The 22335-nt window shown below is 62.0% G+C and carries 22 protein-coding genes; 11 read left to right on the forward strand and 11 right to left on the reverse strand.

What is annotated here, in order from left to right; genetic code table 11:
* Positions 1-320 precede the first annotated feature (320 nt).
* From I2G40_RS01980 to dnaK, 4 genes are all read right to left on the reverse strand, one after another.
* Positions 321-737 (reverse strand): heat shock protein transcriptional repressor HspR, encoded by a 417-nt coding sequence (locus I2G40_RS01980; protein WP_195544025.1) that lies wholly within the window; start codon positions 735-737, stop codon positions 321-323.
* A 72-nt stretch (positions 738-809) separates the two neighbouring features.
* Positions 810-1775 (reverse strand): DnaJ C-terminal domain-containing protein, encoded by a 966-nt coding sequence (locus tag I2G40_RS01985; protein ID WP_035136622.1) that lies wholly within the window; start codon positions 1773-1775, stop codon positions 810-812.
* Positions 1776-1882: 107 nt separating this feature from the next.
* Positions 1883-2725 (reverse strand): nucleotide exchange factor GrpE, encoded by an 843-nt coding sequence (locus I2G40_RS01990; protein ID WP_195544026.1) that lies wholly within the window; start codon positions 2723-2725, stop codon positions 1883-1885.
* A gap of 2 nt (positions 2726-2727) precedes the next feature.
* On the reverse strand, positions 2728-4620 hold the full coding sequence (gene dnaK, locus I2G40_RS01995) for a molecular chaperone DnaK (RefSeq protein WP_006235214.1): 1893 nt from the start codon (positions 4618-4620) through the stop codon (positions 2728-2730).
* A 657-nt stretch (positions 4621-5277) separates the two neighbouring features.
* Here dnaK and I2G40_RS02000 point away from each other — a divergent pair.
* Positions 5278-5463, forward strand: a complete 186-nt coding sequence (locus tag I2G40_RS02000) for a DUF362 domain-containing protein (protein ID WP_006235216.1) — start codon at positions 5278-5280, stop codon at positions 5461-5463.
* 238 nt (positions 5464-5701) lie between these two features.
* On the opposite strand, the gene I2G40_RS02005 is transcribed toward I2G40_RS02000, so the two are convergent.
* From I2G40_RS02005 to nadA, 4 genes are read right to left on the reverse strand one after another with little or no spacing between them, the layout of a single operon-like run.
* Complete coding sequence (locus tag I2G40_RS02005) at positions 5702-6247, reverse strand: transcription repressor NadR (RefSeq protein ID WP_195544027.1); 546 nt, start codon at positions 6245-6247, stop codon at positions 5702-5704.
* A complete protein-coding gene (nadC, locus tag I2G40_RS09565; protein ID WP_229090611.1) occupies positions 6247-7107 on the reverse strand; it encodes a carboxylating nicotinate-nucleotide diphosphorylase in 861 nt (286 codons plus the stop codon). Before nadC ends, I2G40_RS02005 begins: the two co-directional genes overlap by 1 nt.
* A gap of 3 nt (positions 7108-7110) precedes the next feature.
* Positions 7111-8514, reverse strand: coding sequence for an L-aspartate oxidase (locus I2G40_RS09570; RefSeq protein WP_411266841.1), 1404 nt, complete (start codon positions 8512-8514; stop codon positions 7111-7113).
* A 28-nt stretch (positions 8515-8542) separates the two neighbouring features.
* Entirely contained in the window at positions 8543-9568 is a 1026-nt protein-coding gene (gene nadA, locus I2G40_RS02015; RefSeq protein WP_195544028.1) for a quinolinate synthase NadA, read from the reverse strand.
* 293 nt (positions 9569-9861) lie between these two features.
* Between nadA and I2G40_RS02020 the strand changes: the two genes are divergently transcribed.
* Together I2G40_RS02020 and I2G40_RS02025 are read left to right on the forward strand one after the other, a co-directional pair.
* Positions 9862-10584, forward strand: coding sequence for a LytR/AlgR family response regulator transcription factor (locus I2G40_RS02020; RefSeq protein WP_195544029.1), 723 nt, complete (start codon positions 9862-9864; stop codon positions 10582-10584).
* A complete protein-coding gene (locus I2G40_RS02025; RefSeq protein ID WP_195544030.1) occupies positions 10584-11861 on the forward strand; it encodes a sensor histidine kinase in 1278 nt (425 codons plus the stop codon). Before I2G40_RS02020 ends, I2G40_RS02025 begins: the two co-directional genes overlap by 1 nt.
* 64 nt (positions 11862-11925) lie before the next feature.
* Here the strand turns inward: I2G40_RS02025 and I2G40_RS02030 are convergent, their stop codons facing one another.
* A complete protein-coding gene (locus I2G40_RS02030; RefSeq protein WP_022093991.1) occupies positions 11926-12501 on the reverse strand; it encodes a hypothetical protein in 576 nt (191 codons plus the stop codon).
* Between the two features lie 136 nt (positions 12502-12637).
* Here I2G40_RS02030 and trxA point away from each other — a divergent pair, with 136 nt between their 5' ends.
* From trxA to I2G40_RS02070, 8 genes are all read left to right on the forward strand, one after another.
* Positions 12638-12958 (forward strand): thioredoxin, encoded by a 321-nt coding sequence (trxA, locus tag I2G40_RS02035; protein ID WP_138375299.1) that lies wholly within the window; start codon positions 12638-12640, stop codon positions 12956-12958.
* 221 nt (positions 12959-13179) lie between these two features.
* On the forward strand, positions 13180-13428 hold the full coding sequence (locus I2G40_RS02040) for a hypothetical protein (protein ID WP_006235225.1): 249 nt from the start codon (positions 13180-13182) through the stop codon (positions 13426-13428).
* Between the two features lies 1 nt (position 13429).
* The gene (gene nikR / locus I2G40_RS02045) at positions 13430-13942 is read left to right on the forward strand and encodes a nickel-responsive transcriptional regulator NikR (RefSeq protein ID WP_118205863.1); all 513 of its coding nucleotides are present in this window, start codon (positions 13430-13432) and stop codon (positions 13940-13942) included.
* A 117-nt stretch (positions 13943-14059) separates the two neighbouring features.
* The gene (gene hypF / locus I2G40_RS02050; protein WP_195544031.1) at positions 14060-16531 is read left to right on the forward strand and encodes a carbamoyltransferase HypF; all 2472 of its coding nucleotides are present in this window, start codon (positions 14060-14062) and stop codon (positions 16529-16531) included.
* 131 nt (positions 16532-16662) lie between these two features.
* Entirely contained in the window at positions 16663-16923 is a 261-nt protein-coding gene (locus I2G40_RS02055; RefSeq protein WP_022094793.1) for a HypC/HybG/HupF family hydrogenase formation chaperone, read from the forward strand.
* Positions 16923-18035, forward strand: a complete 1113-nt coding sequence (gene hypD, locus I2G40_RS02060) for a hydrogenase formation protein HypD (RefSeq protein WP_324252557.1) — start codon at positions 16923-16925, stop codon at positions 18033-18035. The genes I2G40_RS02055 and hypD overlap by 1 nt, the downstream gene beginning before the upstream one ends.
* Positions 18036-18119: 84 nt before the next feature.
* Complete coding sequence (hypE, locus tag I2G40_RS02065; RefSeq protein ID WP_195544032.1) at positions 18120-19154, forward strand: hydrogenase expression/formation protein HypE; 1035 nt, start codon at positions 18120-18122, stop codon at positions 19152-19154.
* Positions 19155-19259: 105 nt separating this feature from the next.
* On the forward strand, positions 19260-19928 hold the full coding sequence (locus I2G40_RS02070; protein WP_195544033.1) for an HAD family hydrolase: 669 nt from the start codon (positions 19260-19262) through the stop codon (positions 19926-19928).
* Positions 19929-20452: 524 nt separating this feature from the next.
* Here I2G40_RS02070 and I2G40_RS02075 read toward each other — a convergent pair.
* The gene (locus tag I2G40_RS02075; RefSeq protein ID WP_195544034.1) at positions 20453-21010 is read right to left on the reverse strand and encodes a hypothetical protein; all 558 of its coding nucleotides are present in this window, start codon (positions 21008-21010) and stop codon (positions 20453-20455) included.
* Positions 21011-21246: 236 nt separating this feature from the next.
* On the reverse strand, positions 21247-21783 hold the full coding sequence (locus tag I2G40_RS02080; protein WP_055285321.1) for a PTS sugar transporter subunit IIA: 537 nt from the start codon (positions 21781-21783) through the stop codon (positions 21247-21249).
* Between the last annotated feature and the right edge of the window lie 552 nt (positions 21784-22335).

Here is a 22335-nt window from a genome sequence, read left to right on the forward strand (position 1 = left end):
CCATATCGTTGGGGCCAGGCCCGATTTTGCCTCTTGACAATGTCCTGCTCATATTAAAAGGAACGTCCCTAACTGCCAAGTGCCGCAAGAATGTCCCCTTTGACCAGTCATTTAAGAACGTCCCCAATGACTACCGCATCCGGAGCAAGGCAACGCCGCAGATAGAGGACGGACAGCGAGCGACGTCCAGAGCGAACAAGTTGGCATGAAAAAGGCGAGGCATTGACCTTCTGGTCATGCCTCGCCTTTTGAATGACAAATTGTCGCTCTGGACGTCGCGCAGCGTCGGCCGGTTACGGCGTTTGGTAAAACGCCGTAACCTAGAGATCCCCGCCGGCGCCCAGCAGCTTGCGCATGACTTGCTCGGGGTTGACTGAGCCATCGCGCGGGGCCAGGGCGGTGATCTTCTTCTGTATCTTGTACTCGTGCAGCTCGTCCTCGAGCTGGCGCACGCGGGCACGGAGTTTTTCGTTCTCGCGCTCGCGCTCCTCGGCACGCTCCTTCATATCGAGGATGCGCACCACGCCGGCAAGGTTGATGCCCTCGTCGGTCAGCTGGTTGATGAGCTCCAGGCGCTCGATATCGGCACGCGAATACAGGCGCGTGTTGCCGCCCGAGCGCTGGGGGTTCACCAGGCCCTTGGACTCGTAGACGCGCAGAGTCTGCGGATGCATGCCGGTCAGCTCGGCCGCCACGCTGATCATGTACAGCGGTTTGTTCCTATTGTCCTCGGCCATGCTACCTGACCCCTTTCCGTCTCGTTATCGTCCATCATAAGCCCGCGGGCGTGGTCGTGCGCCGCGACCGCCCTAGTACGTCGCCTTGTAACGGTTGACCTTCTCGCGATAGTCGCGTGTGTCGGCCTCGCGCAGCTTGGTCATGGCATCGCGCTCGTCATCGGATAGGTTCGTGGGGACCTGCACCTTGATCTCGACGAGCAGCGCGCCTGTGCGGCCACGGTGCTTAACGTCGGGCGCACCCATCTCCTTAAAGCGGAACTTCTTGCCCGTCTGGGTGCCAGCGGGCACCTTCAGACGAACCGTCGCGCCGCCGGGCGTGGGCACATCAACCGTGCAGCCGAGCGCCGCCTCGTAGACCGAGATCGGCACCTCCATGGTCACGTCGGCACCTTTGCGCTTAAACAGCGGGTGCTCCTCCACATGCGTGGTCACGACCAGGTCGCCGCGCTCGCCGCCGGCAACGCCATACTCGCCGCGACGCTTGTAGCGTAGCTTGCCGCCGTCGACCGCGCCCGCGGGCACCGAGACCGTAATGGTCTGCTGCTCGCCTGTCGAGGGAATGCGATAGGTGACCTTGTGCGTCACACCGCGAAACGCGTCCTCGGCCGTCACATCAACAGTCAGCGACAGGTCGCCGCCCTTGCGAGCACGGCTGCGGCCCGCGCCGGCACCGGCAGCGCCCGCAGCCCCGGCAAAGCCCGAGCCCCAATCGCTGCCCCAGGCGCCGTTGCCGCTAAAGATGCTGTCGAAGATGTCGCCCCAGCCGCTGGCACCCGCGCCGGCACCGTAGCCGCCGCCATACGCGCCGCCCGCGCCCGGCATGCCGCCAAACATGAGCATCTGGTCGTACTCTTTGCGCTTCTTCTCGTCCGAAAGCGTCTCGTAGGCCTCGCTGATCTCCTTGAACTTGGCCTCGTCGCCGCCGGCATCGGGGTGATATTTTTGCGCGAGCTTGCGAAACGCGCTCTTGATCTCTTTGTCGGAGGCGCTCTTGGATACGCCCAGGATGTCATAGAAGGTTTTGCCTGCAGCCATCGTAGCTCCTCTCCTGTTTCATCCGCCGCCCAGCGGGCGGCGGCTCATGCTTTCATATGGCACTAGGCCAGAAAGGGCCCCGGGTGTTGCCCCGGGGCCCTTCTCAATTACTCCTCGGTGCTCTCGGCCGTATCGGCCGCAGCATCCTCGGGCGCCGCTTCGGGCTCCGGTGCGGGGCGCTTCTCGCCGCCGTAGGTCACCGTCACCATCGCGGAACGCAGGATGCGATCCGCCATGCGGTAGCCCTTCTGGTACACGTCGTTGACGGTCTCGTCGTACTGCGACGCGTCCTCGACGCGACCCACGGCCTGGTGCTCGAGCGGATCGAACGCCTCGCCCTTGGGGTCGATGGGCTCAACGCCCTCGTGCGCAAACACATCGAGCAGCTTGGCATGCACCGCGTCGACGCCGTCGACGAACTGCTTAAAGTCGTCGGCAAGCTCCTGGCTGCGGGCATGGTCGATCGCACGCTCGATATCGTCGACCACCGGCAGCAGCGCGGTGACGAGCTTCTCGGTCGCGCGCTCGCGCTCGGCGATACGCTCATTGGCGGTGCGGCGACGGAAGTTCTCCCAGTCGGCCTGAAGACGGGCGGTACGCTCAGTGGCGTCCTTTGCCTTGTCCTCGGCGACCTTCTGAGCCTCTGCCGCAGCATCGAGCTCATTGCGCACGTCGGCGAGCTCCTTTTGGGCCTGCTCGAACTTGAGCTTAAAGTCGTTGTCGGCGGCTTCCTCACCGGCGCGGATAGCGGCTTCCACCATCTCGTCCTCGGTCATCGTCGCCTCCTTGTTGGAATCCTCTACCTGGTTCTCGGCAGCCTCGGCGGCCTCGGCCTCGTTGGCCTCGGTATCGTCGACGGCCTCTACGGGAATCTTCACGTCCTTCTCCTCAGAGTCAACGGGGGCGGCGCCAGCGGCAGCCGCCTCCGTGCGAGCTTTACGGGCGGACATGATTACTTGTCCTCGTCGTCCACAACCTCGTAGTCGGCGTCGACAACGTCATCGTCGGCAGGCTGGGCACCGGCGGCACCGTCGGTCTGCTGCTGAGCGTCGGCGTAGACAACCTGGGCCAGCTCGTAGGCCACGGACTGCAGGGACTCGCCGGCGGCCTTGATGGCTTCGACGTCAGAGCCCTCGAGCGCCTTCTTGGCGTCGGCGATAGCGGCCTCGGCCTTGGACTTCACGTCGGCGGAAACCTTGTCACCGAGCTCATTGAGGGTCTGCTCGGTGGAGTAGCACAGGCTGTCGGTCTGGTTGCGAACCTCGACCTCTTCCTTCTGCTTCTTGTCCTCCTCGGCATGAGCCTCGGCGTCCTTGACCATGCGATCGACTTCGTCGTCGGAAAGCGCGGTGGAGCCGGAGATGGTGATCTGCTGCTCCTTGCCGGTACCCTTGTCCTTAGCGGAGACCTTGACGATGCCGTTGGCGTCGATGTCGAAGGTGACCTCGATCTGCGGCACGCCGCGGCGGGCAGCCGGGATGCCGGTCAGCTGGAACTTACCGAGCGACTTGTTGTCGCGGGCAAGCTCGCGCTCGCCCTGGAGCACGTTGATCTCGACGCTGGTCTGGTTGTCGGCAGCGGTGGAGTAAACCTCGGTCTTGGAGGTCGGGATCGTGGTGTTGCGGTCAATCATCTTGGTCATGATGCCGCCCATGGTCTCGACGCCCAGCGACAGCGGGGTAACGTCGAGCAGCAGGATGCCCTCGACGTCGCCGGTGAGCACGCCGCCCTGGACGGCAGCGCCGTCGGCAACGACCTCGTCGGGGTTCACGGACATGTTGGGCTGCTTGCCGGTCATCGTCTTGACGAGCTCCTGGACGGCGGGCATACGGGTGGAGCCGCCGACGAGGATGACCTCGGTCAGGTCGGAGAGCTTAAGCTTGGCGTCGCGCAGGGCGTTGGTGACAGGCTGCTTGCAGCGCTCGAGCAGGTCGCGGGTGATCTTCTCGAACTCGGCGCGGGTCAGCGTGTAGTTGAGGTGCAGCGGGCCAGACTGATTCATGGTAATGAACGGCAGGTTGATGGTGGTCTGCTGGGCGGCGGAAAGCTCCTTCTTGGCGTTCTCGGCGGCCTCCTTCAGACGCTGCAGGGCCATGGGGTCCTGACGCAGGTCGACACCGTTCTCCTGCTGGAACTTATCGGCCATCCAGTCGATGACGCGCTGATCCCAGTCGTCGCCGCCCAGGTGGTTGTCGCCCGAGGTGGACAGAACCTCAAACACGCCGTCAGCGAGGTCGAGGATGGAGACGTCGAAGGTACCGCCGCCCAGGTCGAAGACCAGGATGCGCTGGTCGGTGCCCTGCTTGTCCAAGCCATAGGCCAGAGCAGCAGCGGTCGGCTCGTTGACGATACGCTTGACGTTGAGGCCGGCGATCTTACCGGCGTCCTTGGTGGCCTGACGCTGGGCGTCGTTGAAGTAGGCCGGGACAGTGATGACGGCGTCGGTGACGGTCTCGCCCAGATACTTCTCGGCGTCGGCCTTCATCTTTGCGAGCGTCATGGCGCTCACCTGCTCAGCGGTGTAATCCTTGCCCTCGATGTCGACGACGGCACGGCCACCCTGGCCCTCCTTGACCTCATACGGCACGGTCTTGATCTCAGAGGTGCACTCGGAGTACTTGCGGCCCATGAAGCGCTTGATGGAGAACACGGTGTTCTTGGGGTTGGTGACAGCCTGGTTCTTAGCGGCCTTACCCACGACGCGGTCGCCGTCGGCACGGAAGCCCACGACGGACGGGGTGGTGCGGTCGCCCTCGGCGTTCACGATAATGGTCGGAGAACCGCCCTCGAGAACGGCCATTGCGGAGTTAGTAGTACCAAGGTCGATACCAAGAATCTTGCCCATTAGAAATTCCCTCTCTCTTGTGCGTTTGCACCGACTCGGCGGTCTGCCGAGCGGTGTTTCGGCTTGTCTTTCAGGATGTAGTGTATCCCCTTATGGGCCGGAATATACAAAATCTAAGTCAATTCATATAAGATTTCTTATTGCCGAGAGTTTAGGTTCTTAAATGCGCAGGTAGATGCGCTGTTTGAGTTCTAGGCAAATCTATCGAGATCTATGTAGAGATGGCTGAGGCTTGGGTCCGAGGGTGCCTGGGGCTGCCTTGCGGAAAGCTCGTCCCGTTTTGAGCGTGGATTCCGGGCCGCGGTTTCCGTCTGAAGGCTCAACCGGAAACCGCGGCCCGTTTTGAGAGCTGATACCGGGTCGCAGTTTCCGCTAGCGGGCCCAACCGGAAACTGTAACCCGGTTTTCGGCCAAATAACGGGATGCCCTTTCCGCAGGCGCGCTCAATAGCTCAATATTTCAAGTCACCTTTAGCTAACATTTGCGCAGCTCAACGGCCCCACCTGCGCGTTTTTTAGTAAACCTTGGCATACTCGGCGAACGGTATGAAGATGCCGGCCAGAGGGTATTGCAAACGGTCGCTCCCGTGGTATGTTTTTGCCCGAATCAAACCGGCGCGCATCGTCTGTAGCGTCGGTCAACAGAGAGGAAACTACCATGGCTCATCCCGTAATTGATGCCGACGAGTGCATCGCTTGTGGCGTTTGCGTCGACTCCTGCCCCGCTGGCGTTCTGGAGCTCCAGGACGTCGCTACCGTCGCCGACGAGGACTCCTGCGTCGCCTGTGGCGCTTGCCAGGACGCTTGCCCCGCTGGCGCGATCACCGAGATCGTCGAGGAGTAGCAACTCCCCCACCTGCACACTCAAAAGTACACCGTGCACAAAAAAGGAGGCCTCCGCATCGCCGCGGAGGCCTCCTTTTTTGTGCGGATAACTAATTTGACACCGTCGCAGGTTGAGCTCACGTCAGCGAAAACGTCCCTAAGCGAGCAAGGTGACGTGAAAGAGGAGGGAAGCGTACTTTTGTACGCGACCGACGATTGAACGTCAGATTGCCGCTTAGGGACGTTTGCAGCGTCGGCTACGATAGGTCGTCTTCGTAGGGCAGTAGGTCTGCCAAGTAGCCTTTCTCCTTGAGCATCGCCTCGATCTCGTCGAGGGTCTGTTCGTCCTCCGCCGCAATGCGATGGAAGTGATAGCCGCTCGTCACCGTTAGCAGCGGAAAGCTCTTGCCACTCTCGATATCGCGCAGATAGCGCTCGACATCGCGACGATTGCGGATGTCCAGGTCGGCCGTAATCTTACCGTACACGCGGTGATTGACGATTACGTTGAGCACGGCGCCGCCGGCGTCGACGATACTCGTGAGCTCATCGCCTGCCTGCTCCACGCCGTGGCGAACCTTGACCAAGCGCGTAGGCACGGCGGGGCTGCTGGGCGCCTCCTGCAACACGTAGCCGCGGTTGGTCGCCACGATATCGTGCCCATCAGCGCGCAGCAGGGCGATGTCCTGCACCACGATCTGGCGGCTCACACCCACCTCGCGGGCAAGCGTGCTGCCCGATACGGGCCCCTTGGCCCCCTCGAGCACGGCCATGATGGCACGGCGACGCTCGCGGGCGTCCATTATTTACCGTCCAGCAGACGCAGGTGCTTAAGCGAGAGGTCGAGGATCGGCGCGGAGTGCGTCAGGGCGCCCGAGCTAATGTAGTCGACGCCCAGATCAGCCAGGGCGCGGATATTGCTGGCGTCCACGTTGCCCGAGCACTCGGTCTTGGCGCGACCGGCGATAAGCTCGATAGCGGCGGCCATGTCGTCATGGGCCATGTTGTCGAACATGATGATGTCGGCGCCGGCCTCCACGGCCTCGCGCACCATGTCCAGGTTCTCGCACTCGATCTCGACCGTCGTGGTAAACGATGCATGGGCGCGCGCCATCTCGATCGCACGCATCACGCCACCGGCGGCATCGATGTGGTTGTCCTTGAGCATGACGGCCGTCGACAGGTTGTAACGGTGGTTGCTGCCGCCGCCGATCTCGACCGCGGCCTTCTCGAAGACGCGCATGCCCGGCGTGGTCTTGCGCGTGTCGACGAGCACGGTCTTGGTTCCCTCGAGCGCCGCGGCCATGCTGTGCGTGTAGGTAGCGATGCCGCTCATGCGCTGCAGGTAGTTGAGCGCCACGCGCTCGCCCGAAAGCAACACGCGCGCATCGCCGCGCACCTGACCCACATGGTCGCCGGCGTGCACCTCGTCGCCATCGGCAACGTCGAGCAGCACCGAGCTCTGCGAATCCAGCAGCTCAAAGGTGCGGGCGAACACATCCAAGCCGGCGATGATGCCATCGGCCTTGGCGATAAGCTCAACGGTAGCGGGACGCGCCGTGGGGCACACGCTCGCCGTGCTCACGTCCTCAAACGTAATGTCCTCGCGCAGAGCCTGCAGAATCAGATCATCGACGACGAGTTTCATGGTAATGGGATTCATGGTCTACTCCTCCACGGCCTGCGTGCTGGCGGCACGGGCCAAATCATCGATTGCCAGAGAGTCGGCGCCCAGGGCGCGATGACGGCCATCGAGCGCGGGATCGCCCGCCTGCTCCACTGCGAGCGACTCGCCGGTGCGCATGTACCACGCGGCGCGACGACCCCAGACCAGCGCCTCGAGCAGGCTGTTGGAAGCCAGGCGATTCTTGCCGTGAACGCCGTTGCAGGCCGTCTCGCCCGCGGCGTAGAGCTCGGGCATCGAGGTGCGGCCGTCCTTGTCGACCCACACGCCGCCCATAAAGTAGTGCTGCGTCGGCGTAACGGGAATGGGCTCGTCCAAGATGTCGCGGCCGTCCTCCAGGCAGCGCGCGCGAATGTTGGCAAAGTGCCCGGTCACCACGTCGCGCTCGACGGGGGCAAAGCTCAGCCACTCGTGCTCGGTGCCGTCCTGCTTCATCTGCTCGCGAATAGCGGCGGCGACCACATCGCGCGGCTGGAGCTCATCGGTAAAGCGCTCGCCGGCGGCGTTAAGCAAAATCGCGCCCTCGCCGCGGCAGCTCTCGCTGATCAGGAAGGTGCGGCCCGGCTGCGGCGAGAACAGCCCCGTGGGGTGAATCTGCACGTAGTCCAGGTGCTCCATCTTAATGCCATGCTCCTGAGCAATGTAGCAGGCATCGCCCGTGAGCTGCGGGTAGTTGGTCGAATGGTCGTATACGCCGCCGATGCCGCCCGTTGCCCACAGCGTGTGGCGGGCATGGATCTTAAACGGCTCGCCGGCATGCGCGCCCTCGGCGGCATTTACCAGCTCGTCGGCGGGACGAACCGAGTTGTTCTCGTCCACGGGAACGGCGACGATACCGGTGCACACCGTGGCGCCGTCACGCTCGCCCGTCAGGATGTCGGTCATGGCCACGTGCTCCAAAATCTGCACGTTGTCCAGCTTGCGAACGGCCTGGAGCAGTTTGGTCGTGATCTCCTTGCCCGTAATGTCGGCATGGAAGGCAATGCGCGGACGGCTGTGCGCGCCCTCGCGGGTAAAGTCGAGGCTGCCGTCGGCCTTGCGCTCAAAATCCACGCCCATCGCTAGCAGGTCGTTGATGACCGAACGGCTCGAGCGGATCATGATGTCGACGCTCTCGCGGCGGTTCTCGTAGTGGCCGGCGTGCATGGTGTCCTCAAAGAAGGCATCGTAGTCCGAGCCTTCGGGCAGCACGCAAATGCCGCCCTGCGCGAGCATCGAATCGCACTCATCGACCGCGCCCTTGGAGAGCATGATCACGCGCGTGCTCGTCGGCAGATTGAGGGCCGCGTACAGACCCGCCACGCCGCAGCCGGCAATGACGACGTCGCACTCCATATCGGGGTATTGCTTGGTTTCCACAGGAATCCTCTCCCTTGAATGTGACATAAGGGACCGTCCCTCATGCAACATTGTTCTAGCGTGCTGCGTACTCGAGCATACGGTCGAGCGTGAGCTTGGCCTGGTCTGCTGCCTCGTCCGAGACGCCGATCTGTACCTCGCCCTCGCCCGACTCCAGGCAGCGCACGAGCTTTTCGAGCGTGATGAGATCCATGTTGACGCAGGTGGGCTGTACCGCGGGGAAGTAGAACTTCTTGCCGGTGCCCTGGCAGCGGCGCTCGAGCTCGTAGAGCACGCCGCGGACCGTCACGATGATGAACTCGCTCGCGTCCGACTCCTCGGCATACTTGATGATGCCGGCGGTGGAGCCGATGTAGTCGGCCTCGGCCAGGACGTCGGCCTTGCACTCAGGATGCGCCAGCACGAGCGCGTCGGGGTGGGCCTCCGTCGCGTCGACGATCTGCTCGACGGCGATGATGTGATGGCGCGGGCAGTAGCCGTTGTTGAGGATGACGTGCTTTTGCGGCACCTGCTCGGCTACGAAGCGACCGAGGTTTTGGTCGGGAATGAACAGGATATGCTGCTGCGGCAGCTCGGACACGATCTTGACGGCGTTGGAGCTGGTGACGCACACGTCGCTCCAGCTCTTGATCTCGACCGTGGAGTTGACGTAGCAGACGACAGCCAGGTCGTCGCCGTACTCGGCGCGCGCCGCGTCGACCGTCTCGCGCTTGACCATGTGCGCCATGGGACAGTCCGCGCCCGGCTCGGGCAGCAGCACGGTCTTAGTGGGATTGAGCAGCTTGGCGCTCTCGCCCATAAACTCCACGCCGCACAGCACGATGGTCTGCTGCGGCAGACTCTTGGCGAGCTTGGCCAGGTAGAAGCTGTCGCCGACGTAATCAGCCACGGCCTGCACCTCGGGCGCCACGTAATAGTGCGCCAGGATTACCGCGTCACGTTGGGTTTTTAGTTGCTGAATGGCCTCGACGAGCTCTGCGGGCACCAGTGCCGCGCGCTCCGTTGCCGTCGTTGCCGATGCTAGGCCGGCCGCGATATCGCGTGCAAGCTCCGACGCATCCATGTTCGCGCTCTGTGCCATCAAGGCCCCTCTCTTTTGGCGAATCTTGGGGCTTTAGTATGACACCTAGGTTTACAGCTGACAAGACAGCTGTAAACCTAGGTGTAAAGCTGAAATAAAGATTCAATCATGTGTCAGGTCCATTTTCGAACTGGCAAGCTGAGGATAGCCGAGTTCTCGATAGCGCAGGAGGCATCTTTCGCCACCGCAATACCGCTCGGCGCGAGTTGCGCGACGTGGGGCGCAAATGGGACACGCCTCCGCGAGCGGTCCGCACCCAATGTGGCAAAATCGAACTACTAAGGGGGCTCAGAATGCTCAAGATTATTGCCTGCGACGACGACGTCGCTTTTCTAGATAGATTGCACCGGATGATCGACCGTTGGTCGAGCGAGACGGGCACGGCGGTCGATGTTGCGCTCGTCACGCGCGGCGAGGACCTGCTGGCGCGCCATGCCGCGTCGCGCGCCGACATCATCCTGCTCGACATGATCATGCCGCTCGTCAACGGCATGGACACCGCGCGCGAACTGCGCCAGGCCGATACCGCCGTGCGCCTGGTGTTCCTCACCTCATCGCCCGAGTTTGCACTGGAGTCCTACGAGGTCCGCGCCTTCGATTATCTGCTCAAGCCCGTGGCCTACGAGCGCCTGGCGCAGTTGCTCGACGAGCTTTCGAGCATGCGCCCGGCGGCAACCGACGAGCTCGTGATCAAAACTTCCTTTGGCTACCACGCCCTGCGCCTGTCCGACATCGAATATGCCGAGGCGCGCAACAAGCACGTGGTCTTCCACCTGCGCGACGGACGCGATATCGAGGCACTCGAGTCGTTCCGCAGCGTCGAGGACCGCTTGGAGCAAAACGCGGTCTTCTTTAAATGCCACCGCAGCTACCAGGTCAACCTGCGCAATATCGATCACTTTGACCGCACGGACATCGTCATGCGCTCGGGCGCGTGCATCCCGCTTTCGCGCAGCTGCAAGCAGGGATTCCAAGACGCCTACTTTGCGGTGCGCTTTGAGGGTGGGAGACACTGATGGTCTCCTCGGTCGAAATGGTCCTTTGGGCAATCCACCACGCCACGACGCTGCTCTTTGGCGTCTTTGCCTCGGCGGCGCTGTGCGGTGTCGAGATCAACCGGCGTCATGCGCTTGAACTGGTGCTGGTCGGCGTCGTGACCGGCGCTGCCTTTTCGATCGCCAATGCCGTCGGCGGCGAGCTTTTCGCCCGCCAGGTATATCCGCTCGTCGTGCATCTGCCGCTCGTCATCTATTTGTGCGCGCGCTACCGCCTGAGCCCGCTGCTTGCCGTGCTCGGCATTACGAGTGCCTATCTGAGCTGCCAGTTCAGCAATTGGATGGGCATCGCCGCATTTGCCGCAACCGATTCTCAGATCGCGTACTATCTGGCGCGCATCGCGACCACACTCGCCGTCTTTGCCGTCCTGCTGCATTGGGCCGGCGACATCGGTCCGCGCTTGGCGATTAAAAGCACCACCGAGCTGGGCATCCTTTTAATCCTGCCGCTCGTCTATTACGTCTTTGACTATGCCACCAACGTCTACACCACGCTGTTCCACTCGGGCTCGGTGGTGACGGTTGAGTTTTTGGCCTTTGCGCTCTGCGCGTTCTACCTTATGTTCCTCGCCGTCTACCTGCGTGAATACGAAGAAAAGGAAACCGCCGAGAGAGAGCGCTGGATGCTCGAAACCCGCGACAGCGTCGCCATCAAAGAGCTCGAGGCTTGGCGTCAATCTGGGCGCGAGCTGTCGATTCTTCGCCACGACATGCGCCACTTTCTACGCGGCCTGGCCGCTTTAATTGAAGAGGGCCACACCGACGAGGCGCTCGATCGCATCGACGAACTCTGCGAAGCCGGCGACCGCACCGCCGTACGCCGCTTCTGCGCCAACGAGACCGTAAACATCGCGCTTTCGTCATTTAACTCGGATATCAATAGAAACGGCATTACCGCCAACTTGCGCGCCGCCGTACCCGAAACCATCCACGTAGGTGACGCCGACCTGTTTAGCGTGCTCTCAAATGCCTTGGAAAACGCTATCACCGCCGCAAGCGCCGCGCCCCAGGGAAAGCGATTCGTCGACTTTGACCTGCGATTAGAGGACGGCCAGCTGCTGCTGTTAGTTTCCAACACGTTTGACCGCGCGCCGCGCATGGTCGACGGCATGCCCGTAGCCGGGCACACCGGGCACGGCTTTGGAACCAAGAGCATTAAGCTTGCCGTCGAACGCATGAACGGCAACTGCCAGTTCCGCATTAACGGCGATCGGTTTGAGCTGCGCGCTGTGATGTAGAAGTGCGGCGCCGATCTCGCGGCGTGTCTTGCCCGCCAGGCAATCGCTCACCGGCGCCAATCCGCTACAGCGGAGCGGCCGCCGGGGTCAGCTGCTTGATGTATGCCCACATGCGCTGCTTGGCGGCTTTGTCAGTGAGCGCCGCCTCAAAACCGTCGAGCGCGAGCACGCGGCGACCCTGCACATGGGCGACCAAGCCGGGCTTGAGCATGGCGGTGTCGAAGTCATCGATTGCCACGAGCATATCGGCGTAGGTCTCGCGCATGGCGTCAGCCGCGTTGTTGTCGAGCAGTAGCACCGCCTCGGGGTCCAAAGCCTCAAGCGCCTCACGGAACAGCTCGCACGGCAGAGTCTCGCCCACCGCGACCGCTCCGTCACCCACGCCTGCGACGCTTGCCAGCACGCAAAAATCCTCGGGCGCGTAGCCGATGGCCCCAAGCGCCTTGCGCAACGCCGCGCCATCCGGGCCGGCGGCAAGCTCGCCACCCGAACGCTCGGCCTCGTCCAAATCGCCTTTGACCAGCACGATCGGCGAGCACGCGTTGCCCGCGATACGCACGCCACGACCCGCGAGCGATGCGAGCTCCTGCTCGGTCGCCTGGGCGATGGCTTCTTTTTTCTGGCTTTGTGACGTGGGCATGCGCTCTCCAATCGTTTGCGTGCCCACCATTATATAAAAGAGCTGCCCGCGAGTGGTTGCTTTGCGGGCCACTGGGTATAAGCACGGTCGTACTGAGTTTTACGCGGCTGAGCCGCGTCGCATTATGGAGGTCACCATGGCTGACATTAAGCAGATTACCCCCGAGAACTTCGATTCCATCGTTAACGACGGCCTGCCCGTGCTAGTCGATTTTTGGGCGCCCTGGTGCGGGCCCTGCCGATCGCTCTCGCCCATCGTTGACGAGGTTGCCGATGAGCTGGCGGGCAAGCTCGCCGTTGCCAAGTGCAACGTCGACGACAACCAGGACCTGGCCATGAAGTATGGCGTCATGAGCATCCCCACGCTGATTGTGTTTAAGAACGGCGAGGAGATTGACCGCTCGGTTGGCGCTCTGCCCAAGGCGAGGCTGCAGGCGCTGCTGGAAAAGCATCTGTAATACGCTTGTTACTTACCCGCCGTCTATGAGCGCTTTTGCACCGCTCGCCGGACTTCTGGATGCACCGAGTGCAACCACGGATAGTATGGTAGTCACAAACAGCCCCCAGTGAACGGGTGCGGGTCGCACAGACTCGTACCCGTTTTCTTATGCAGCTGCGCGCAGAGCGGGCGTAGTAAAATCTGAACCACTGAACTGCCCCATACAAAAGGAGATTTCCCATGCATGATGTTGGAATGAACATGAGCCAGCTTGCCATGAGCGTCAAGCAGGTCGACGACACCATCGAGCTCGCTCACGAGTGGAGCCATCAGCTGCTGCATGCGACCGAGAATTTTGACATGGAGCGCATCGGCGCCAAGCTCGAGGCCGCCATGGCCGCGCTGCACGAGGCCCACGACGCACTCGAGGGCTACGAGGAAGCCATCGAGGCCGACCACAACTCCGTCGGCTCCGTGAAGCTGGTGTAAGGTGGCCGAACACGAGCACGGCTGCGGGTACGAGCACGAGCATCCGCACGGGGCGGACGGTGACGCGGGCTGCCACTGTAGTGGCTCCGGCTCCGAGCTGGTCCGTTTTTCGGTTACCGCACCCGACGACCTGCTGCGCCGTTTTGACGAGCAGATCGCACGCCGCGGCGACGTGGCCAACCGATCCGAGGCCGTGCGCGACCTGATTCGCGCCTCGATCGCCAAGGAGCAGATGCGCACGCCCGATGAGCACGTTATCGGGTCGCTCACCATGATCTACGACCATCACACCGGCGATCTGACGCGCCGCCTGGACGAGGTGCAGCACGACTACACCGACGAGATCGTATCGACGATGCACGTGCATTTGGATCACCACAACTGCTTGGAAATCCTGGCACTCAAGGGTCGCGGCGAGCGCGTCTACGAACTAGCCGACCGCCTGCTGGGCCTGCGCGGCGTTAAGCACGGCGAGCTCACGTGCGCCGCCACCAAGCAGAGCCTGGGGCTGTAGCGGGATTTCCCGCAGCGCACCTGCCAAATAGGGACAGGTTTGTTTTGGCAGGTTTAGAAGTTTTACCTACCAAAATAAACCTGTCCCTTTTTGGTCGGTTTTGATGAGGGGTGTCGCATGCGGCATGCGCATATTCATGTGACGGGCATTGTGCAGGGCGTTGGCATGCGACCGTTTGTGTATCGCGAGGCCATGGCACATGGCATTTGTGGATGGGTGCTCAATGCGGGCGACGGCGTGCATATCGAGGCGCACGCTTTGGCCGATGCGCTCGATGCTTTTGTTGCCGCGCTTTCTGAGCATGCGCCTGCGGCAGCTCGCGTTGAGCGAGTCGATATTGCGGATTTGGAGCCTGGCGGCTGGAGCGCTGCCGATGAGCAGGGCTTTCACATTGTGGCGTCGCAGGACCAGACCGCGCACACGACGCTCGTCTCGCCCGATATCGCCACCTGTGACGATTGCCTGCGCGAGTTGTTCGATCCCGCCGACCGACGCTATCACTACCCCTTTATCAACTGCACTAACTGCGGCCCACGCTTTACCATCATCCGATCGCTGCCTTATGACCGAGCGGCCACGTCGATGGATTGTTTTCCCATGTGTCCCAAGTGCGCTGCGGAGTATGTCGACCCACTCGACCGGCGTTTTCACGCGCAGCCCGATGCCTGCTTTGATTGCGGGCCGCATATTACGTGGCGCGAGGCTGTAAACGGCAATGCGTGCGGGAATTCGTCCGCGACACCGGCCGTCGGCACCACACGCGAGGCCAGCGACGCCATTATCGACCGCTGTGTTGAGCTGCTGGCCAACGGCGGTATCGTCGCCATCAAGGGACTGGGCGGATTTCACTTGGCATGCGACGCCTCCAACGAGCAGGCGGTGGCCGAGCTGCGCCGCCGCAAACGCCGCAGCAACAAGCCGCTTGCCGTCATGATGCGCAGTCTTGCCGATGCCGGGCGCCTGTGCCATATCGACGACGCTGAGCGCGGCTTGCTGGCCGGCAGTATCCGCCCCATTGTGCTGCTGCGCCGGTGCACTGTTGGCGAGGGCAACGGCGGTTCCCCCGACATCCTCGCCCTCGCACCATCTGTCGCGCACGACTTGCCCGAGCTCGGCGTCATGCTCCCCTATACACCGCTTCAACATCTGCTGCTTGCAGCTGCCGCGTCGCATGACATGCACGCGCTGGTCATGACCAGCGGAAACCTGAGCGAAGAGCCCATCGAGACCGACGACGCCCTTGCATGGGAGCATCTCGTTGCCGCCGGCATCGCCGACGCGCTGCTCGGCAACGACCGCGCGATCCTGTCGCGCTACGACGACTCCGTGGTACGCGTGGTCGACGGCGACGTCATGCCCGTACGTCGTGCACGCGGATATGCGCCGCAACCGCTGTCGTTGCCGGCGCTCGACGGCGCTCCGTCCTGCGTACTCGCCTGCGGGCCGCAACAAAAGGCCACGATTGCGCTCACGCGTGAAGGGACGAACGGCGAAGCGACCTGTTTTGTGTCGCAGCATATCGGCGATGTTGAAAACGGCGAAACCTTCGATGCCTGGAACGCCGCGCGCACGCGCTTGGAAGATCTCTTTGACTTGGCGCCCGCCGCTTTGGCCTGCGATGTGCACCCCAGCTATCTATCGAGCCAGTGGGCGCGCGAGCAGACGCGAAAATGCAATCTGCCGCTCGTCGAGGTGCAGCACCATCATGCACATATCGCGAGCGTAATGGCCGAGGCCATCGCCGCTGGCCAGCTTACAACCGACGCGCGCGTCCTTGGCATCGCCTTTGACGGCACCGGCGCCGGCACCGATGGGACCATTTGGGGCGGCGAGTTTCTTGTTGCCAGCCTTGGCGGCTTTGAGCGCGCCGCGCATTTGCGCACCTGGGCGCTCCCCGGTGGGGCGGCCTCCGTGCGCGACGCCCGCCGCAACGCCTTTGCCCTGCTCAGTGAGCTCGGTCTGCTCGAGCACCCAGGTGCCGCTCGGCTTTTGGACAGCCTCGACGAGCAAACGCGCAGCGTGACAGCCACCATGATCGAGCGCGGCATCAACAGCCCGCGTACCAGCAGCATGGGGCGTCTCTTTGATGCCGCGGCAGCAATTCTGGGCATCTGCGACAAGGCAACCTACGAGGGCGAACCCGCCATCGAGCTTGAGGCTGCCGCCTGGCGCGCGCTCGACAACGAAATCGCCCATTTTCCCGACAACAACGCCGGCTATTTCGCATCTGGCCCATCGTGGCTGGACGGCCCCTATGTTCTGGACCAGAAAGCACTCTTTGAGGCACTTTTGGGAGGAATTGAAGCCGGAGCGCCCGCCGACAGGCTCGCACTCGATTTCCATGTCTCCGTCGCGCGCTCCTCGGCGCGCATCGCCAGCGATATCTGCGTGCACGAGGGCATCGACACCGTCGCGCTCTCGGGCGGCGTCTTCATGAACCGACTTCTGCTTCAGCTCCTCGCCCGCGAGCTCAAAAGCGCAGGCCTTACTGTCCTTGTCCCCCACACCGTACCCGTCAATGACGGCTGCATCGCCTACGGTCAGGCGGCAGTCGCAAGCGCTCGTCTTGCGCAGGTTGCATCGCAGTAGGCTGTTCGGCCAGCCCGCAAGCCGCCGTCTCACAGGTGTAGCGCGTTTGCCCGCAGCGCCCGCGAGCGCTACCATCAACTGATGGATTATTGAGCGCCTATCCAGCGCAAAGCGTATAAAAGGGGAACAATATGTGCCTTGCCGTTCCCGGCAAAGTAGTCAAACGCGACGACGACCTCAAGGCCACCGTCGACATGATGGGCATCGAGCGCCCCGTGTCGCTGAGACTCGTGCCGACGGCGCAGGTAGGCGACTATATTCTCGTACACGCCGGCTTTGGCATCCAGATCGTCGACGAGCAGGAAGCGCAAGAAACGCTCGAGCTCGTTAATGCCATGACCGAACTGGCCGAAGAAGACCAACTGGCCAGCAACCCGGCCGAGGCATACTAGTGGCGGCCGGACAGCCGGCGCGCTCCGGTATCGACTTTTCGGCATTTCGCGATTCCAAGCTGGCTCGCGAGCTCATCGAGCGCATTCATGAGCTTGTCGGCGACCGCGCCATCAACCTTATGGAAGTCTGCGGCACACATACCGTGAGCATCGGGCGCTATGGCTTTCGCTCCATTATGCCGGCCGGGCTCAAGCTGCTGAGCGGCCCGGGCTGCCCCGTCTGCGTCACCGCCAACCGCGACATCGACCACGCAATCGCGCTCGCCAACATAGACGGCGCCATCATCACCACCTTTGGCGACATGATGCGCGTGCCCGGATCATCCACCTCGCTCGCTGCGCAAAAGGCGGCGGGGCGCGATATTCGCATCGTCTACTCCCCGCTCGATGCACTCGATATCGCCGAGCAAAACCCTGATCGCCCGGTCATTTTTATGGGCGTGGGCTTTGAGACCACAACGCCCACCATCGCCGCCGCCATTTTGGAGGCCGATGCACGCGGACTCCAAAACTTCTCGGTCTATTGCGCCCACAAGACCACGCCGCCGGCGTTGCGCGCCATCGCCAACGACCCCGAGACCGCCATCGACGGCTTTATCCTGCCGGGCCACGTCGCCACCATCACGGGCTTGGCGCCCTTTAGCTTTTTGGTCGACGAGTTTAAGACTCCAGGCGTGGTAACGGGATTTGAGCCGGTCGACATCTTGCAGGGTATCTGCATGCTGGTCCAGATGGTTGTTGAGGACAGGCCGGTGATTGACAACGCCTACCGCCGTGGCGTCAACGCAGACGGCAATCCCGTGGCGCGCCAGCTGGTCGAGCAGGTGTTTGAGCCGTGCGATACCACATGGCGCGGGCTGGGGCTGATTGCCAACTCGGGCCTTTCCATCCGCCCCGAGTTCTCGCGCTTTGATGCCCGCGCTCGCTTTGACGTGCCCGTTGAGGCGACGGTCGAGCCACGCGGGTGCCGCTGCGGCGACGTGCTGCGCGGGGCCATTACGCCGAGCGACTGCCCCCTGTTCGGCCACGCTTGTACGCCCGAGCATCCCGTCGGCCCCTGCATGGTGAGCTCCGAGGGCAGCTGCGCAGCATATTTCCGCTACCGAGGCTAATAGGTTCCGCCGTTCTAACGAACGGCGGACCAGTCGACGCTGCGCCTCACCCATATAATTCCACCCACGATTGGAGTTTTCGATATGTCCCATAGCGTTACCGATAGCACCGTCCTGCTGGGCCACGGCTCCGGCGGACAGATGATGAAGCGCATCATCGATGAGGTCTTTTTGGATGCCTTTGGGTCGCCCGAGCTGCTCGAAGGCAACGACGCCGGCGTCGCCGCGCTGCCCGCGAGCGGGCGCATCGCCATGTCGACCGACAGCTTTGTAGTCTCGCCGCAGTTCTTCCCCGGTGGCAACATCGGCCGCCTCGCCGTGTGCGGAACCGTCAACGACGTCGCGACCTCGGGCGCCAACGTGCGCTACCTATCGTGCGGCTTTATCCTCGAAGAGGGCTATCCCATGGATAAGCTCCTCCAGATTGTGCAGACGATGGCCGAAACGGCGCACGAAGCGGGCGTGTCCATAATCACGGGCGACACTAAGGTGGTCGAGCGCGGCGGGGCCGACGGCGTCTATATCAATACCGCCGGTGTGGGCGAGGTACCCGCGGGCGTGGCACTCAGCGGCGCAAACTGCCGGCCCGGCGACGTCATCCTGGTGTCGGGCACACTGGGTGACCACGGCATCGCCATCATGAGTCAGCGCGAGGGTCTGGCGTTTTCGAGCACCATCGAAAGCGACGCCGCGCCGCTCAACCACCTGATTGCCGATGTGCTTTCCGCAGCACCCGACACACGTTGCTTCCGCGACCCCACGCGCGGTGGCCTGGCGTCCACACTCAACGAGTTTGCACAGGCCAGCGGCGTTGCCATGGAGGTCGACGAGGATGCCGTGCCCGTGCGTCCCGACGTGCAGGCCGCCTGCGAGATGCTCGGCTACGATGTGTTGCAGGTGGCAAACGAGGGCAAGATGGTTGCCGTCGTGCCGGCCGAACAAGCCGATGCGGCGCTGGCCGCCATGCGCGCCGCCCGCTACGGCGAGAACGCCGCGATTATCGGCCGCGTGCTGCCACTTGGATCGGACGCTCGACCCGCCGTGCGCGTACGTACCGGCTGGGGCTCGACCCGCATCCTCGACATGCTCGTAGGAGAGCAGCTGCCGAGAATTTGCTAACGACAAAGGCTCAGGGCTATTAAAGATATTCAGATTCCAAACATGCCCGGCACGCATGCCCAGTATCATGGGGTGCGTTTTACAACTCAAACGGCAGGAGCACCCATGGCAGCAGCTTTTTCCCATGTGATCTTTGACCTGGACGGCACCATTCTCAACACGCTCGAGGACCTGGCGGCCGCCGGCAACCATACCTGCGAGGCGCACGGCTGGCCCACGTTTGCCGTTGACGAGTACCGCTACAAGGTGGGAAACGGCATGCTCAAGCTGGTTGAGCGCTTTATGCCCGCCGAGTACGCAGGCGACGGCCGCATGTTTGAGCAGACGCTTGCCGAGTTTAGGGCTTACTACGGCGAGCACAAGGAAGACCACACCGCTCCCTATGCCGGCACGATCGAGATGCTCGACCGCTTGCGCGCCGCGGGCGTTCAGCTTGCCGTGCTCACCAACAAGGACCACGTCTCGGCGGCTCCGCTTATCGAGAAGTATTTTGGTTCCGAGCGCTTTGCGCTGGTGCAGGGCCGCGTCGATGCGTTTCCGCCCAAGCCCGAGGCGCCTGTTACGCTGCATGTGATGGAAGAGCTGGGCGCCGATCCGTCGACCACGCTCTATGTGGGCGATTCCAATGTCGATATCCTGACCGGTCACAACGCCGGCCTTAAGAGTGCAGGCGTCAGCTGGGGCTTCCGCGGCCGCGCAGAGCTGGAGTCCGCCGGCGCCGACTACGTGGTGGACACCCAGGACGAGCTAGCGGCGCTGATTCTGGGCGAGTAACGAGCGACACTGCTTAACGCAGCTGCGACAATTCTTCCGCGCGGAAAGCGCATCCCGTTTTGGAGCTCCGGAATGGGATATGCTTTCCGTTTGAGGCGCATCAGGGAAACCGCATCCCGTTTCAGAGCAATATTCCGGGTCGCACTTTCCGCAACCCACCCCATCCGGAAAATGCGACCCACTATTCGGCCAAAAACCGGGTCGCATCTTCCCAAGCACTCGATGCAACGCTGGCACAAGGAGTGTCCCCAACTACCGGCAGAAAAGGAACGTCCCCAGCTGCCGCCTTCCCAATGACTACTTCAGCGATGGCAACGTCGCAGGTAAAAGTGCCACTTTAAGCCATCCAAGGGAACGACGTTGTTTTGGCAACGACAGCGAAAGCCCGCCAGAGCGAGCAAGGTGCCTTGAAACGAGGCGGCATTGACCTTTTGGTCATGCCGCCGAAGTTGAAAGGCAGATTGCCGCTCTGGCGGGCTTGCAGCGTCGAGCAGTTGCGGCGTTTGGTAAAACGCCGCAACGAACTAGCTCAGCATTGCATCCATCATCTCGGAGTTGACGGAGTCGTCGGCAGACCACTCGCCATCGTCGTTGCAGGTGTACTTGAAGATAACCGTGGTCTTCCTGGGCTCGGTGGCCTTGGTCACATCGACCATAACCTGACCGGCCATCTTGTACAGCTCGTCATCGGAAGGAACCGTGTCAAGCGCAGCGACCTTCTCCTGATACTGGGTGGAGAAGTCCTCGACGATCTTGTTCATAGACTTGCAGGTGATGGAGACCTCGGCGGTCGCGACACCCTTGTCTTCGTCGACCGTCACGTCGCCGATCTTGTAGTCAAAGCCCTCGAGATAGGTCTTGGCATACTCCTTGGGATCGATACCCAGCTGCTCGAACTCGTCGCCCGAAGCCTCCTCTAGGCCAGAGAGGAAGTCCTCGCCACCGTTCTTGACCTCGTCAAACTGCGTCGTAAGATCCTCGGTAATGAGTTCCTCGATCGAAGGGCCTCCGCAACCGGAAAGCAAGACCACGCATGCAACCAAGACGGCCATGAGGGGCGCAAGCAGCAGCTTCTTTTTCATGTTGTTCCTCCCAATAAGCGGCACCGTGCTTCCCAGACACGGCGCACGTTGTAATAAGTAAGCCCATACTATCCACTTATGAACACTCTCGGCAGCGCGAAGGCGCGGTCGGTTCGTTTTAGCATCCGAACGGTTTGCAAGCCCGCCCAACGTGCAATATAACGCTTCCCCGCGGTGCAATAAAAAGGGTGGCCGGATAACCCGACCACCCTTGCACATCCTTTGGATGCCGCAATTTACTTGCGGACGACCTTAACGATGGCGTCACCGGCGGCGACAGCGGAGTCGGCCTCGACGGCGAGTTCGACATCGGCAAACTCGGCGGTGTTGGACACGGCCACGACGACGCAGTCCTTGTAACCGGCAGCAGCGATCTTGGCACGGTCGATCTTGAGAATGGGCTGGCCGGCCTTCACGACGTCGTCGGCCTTGACGAAGCCCTCGAAGCCGTCGCCGTTCATGTTGACGGTATCGACGCCAACGTGCACCAGAACCTCGATGCCGCTATCGGACTGCAAGCCCACGGCGTGACCCATGGTGACGGTCACCTTACCGTCGCAGGGAGCGTAGACCAGATCGTCCTCGGGCCACACGGCACAGCCCTTGCCCAGAACCTCGCCACCAAAGACGGGATCGGGCACGTCAGCCATCTTGATGACCTTGCCCTTGACGGGCGAGCACAGCACGTCGGCGCCAGCAGAAGCAGAGATAGAGGCCGGAGCAGCGGCAGCCGCGGGCTCAGCCTTCTTCTTGAACATGTCAAACAGACCCATACGTTTTCTCCTCTTGATTAAGCGCAACGTTGTGCGCATGCCTACGGTAATTATAGTGCCAAATGGTTCAAATGCTAAGGTGGGGACTCGAATCGCGAGCCCTTCCCGGTAGTGCTCGTGGGACGAGCATCTCCTTTGCATCGCTGGTCGATAAGCCGAGTATCGCCCGCGCACGGGACGGGCAGAAGCGGGCGCACCAAACCCGACACTTCTTTTCGCTCTCGAGTCCTGTCGCCGCCTTGTCCCTAACACTTCCTGACACCGACCGAAGCGTGCCAAAATAAACCTGTCCTTTTTGGTAGGTTTGGCGAGTGTGGATTTTTGGACGCTTAACTAGCGAACGTGGATAATCTCCCACTTTGAGGCCGTCACCGAGCCAAAAACGGGAGATTATCCGCTCTCATTTTGGATAACCCCCCTTGTACCAAGCCGAGCTCCATGGTCAAGTAATAACGACTTCTCATCATTAGATTGTTTACATCAATTCTAATAACTATTTAATCCTTAAACTCGTTATTAGAATTGATATGATTAGCCTAATAACGAGTTTCC

The organism is Collinsella aerofaciens, from assembly GCF_015558785.1.
GTDB lineage: Bacteria > Actinomycetota > Coriobacteriia > Coriobacteriales > Coriobacteriaceae > Collinsella > Collinsella aerofaciens_P.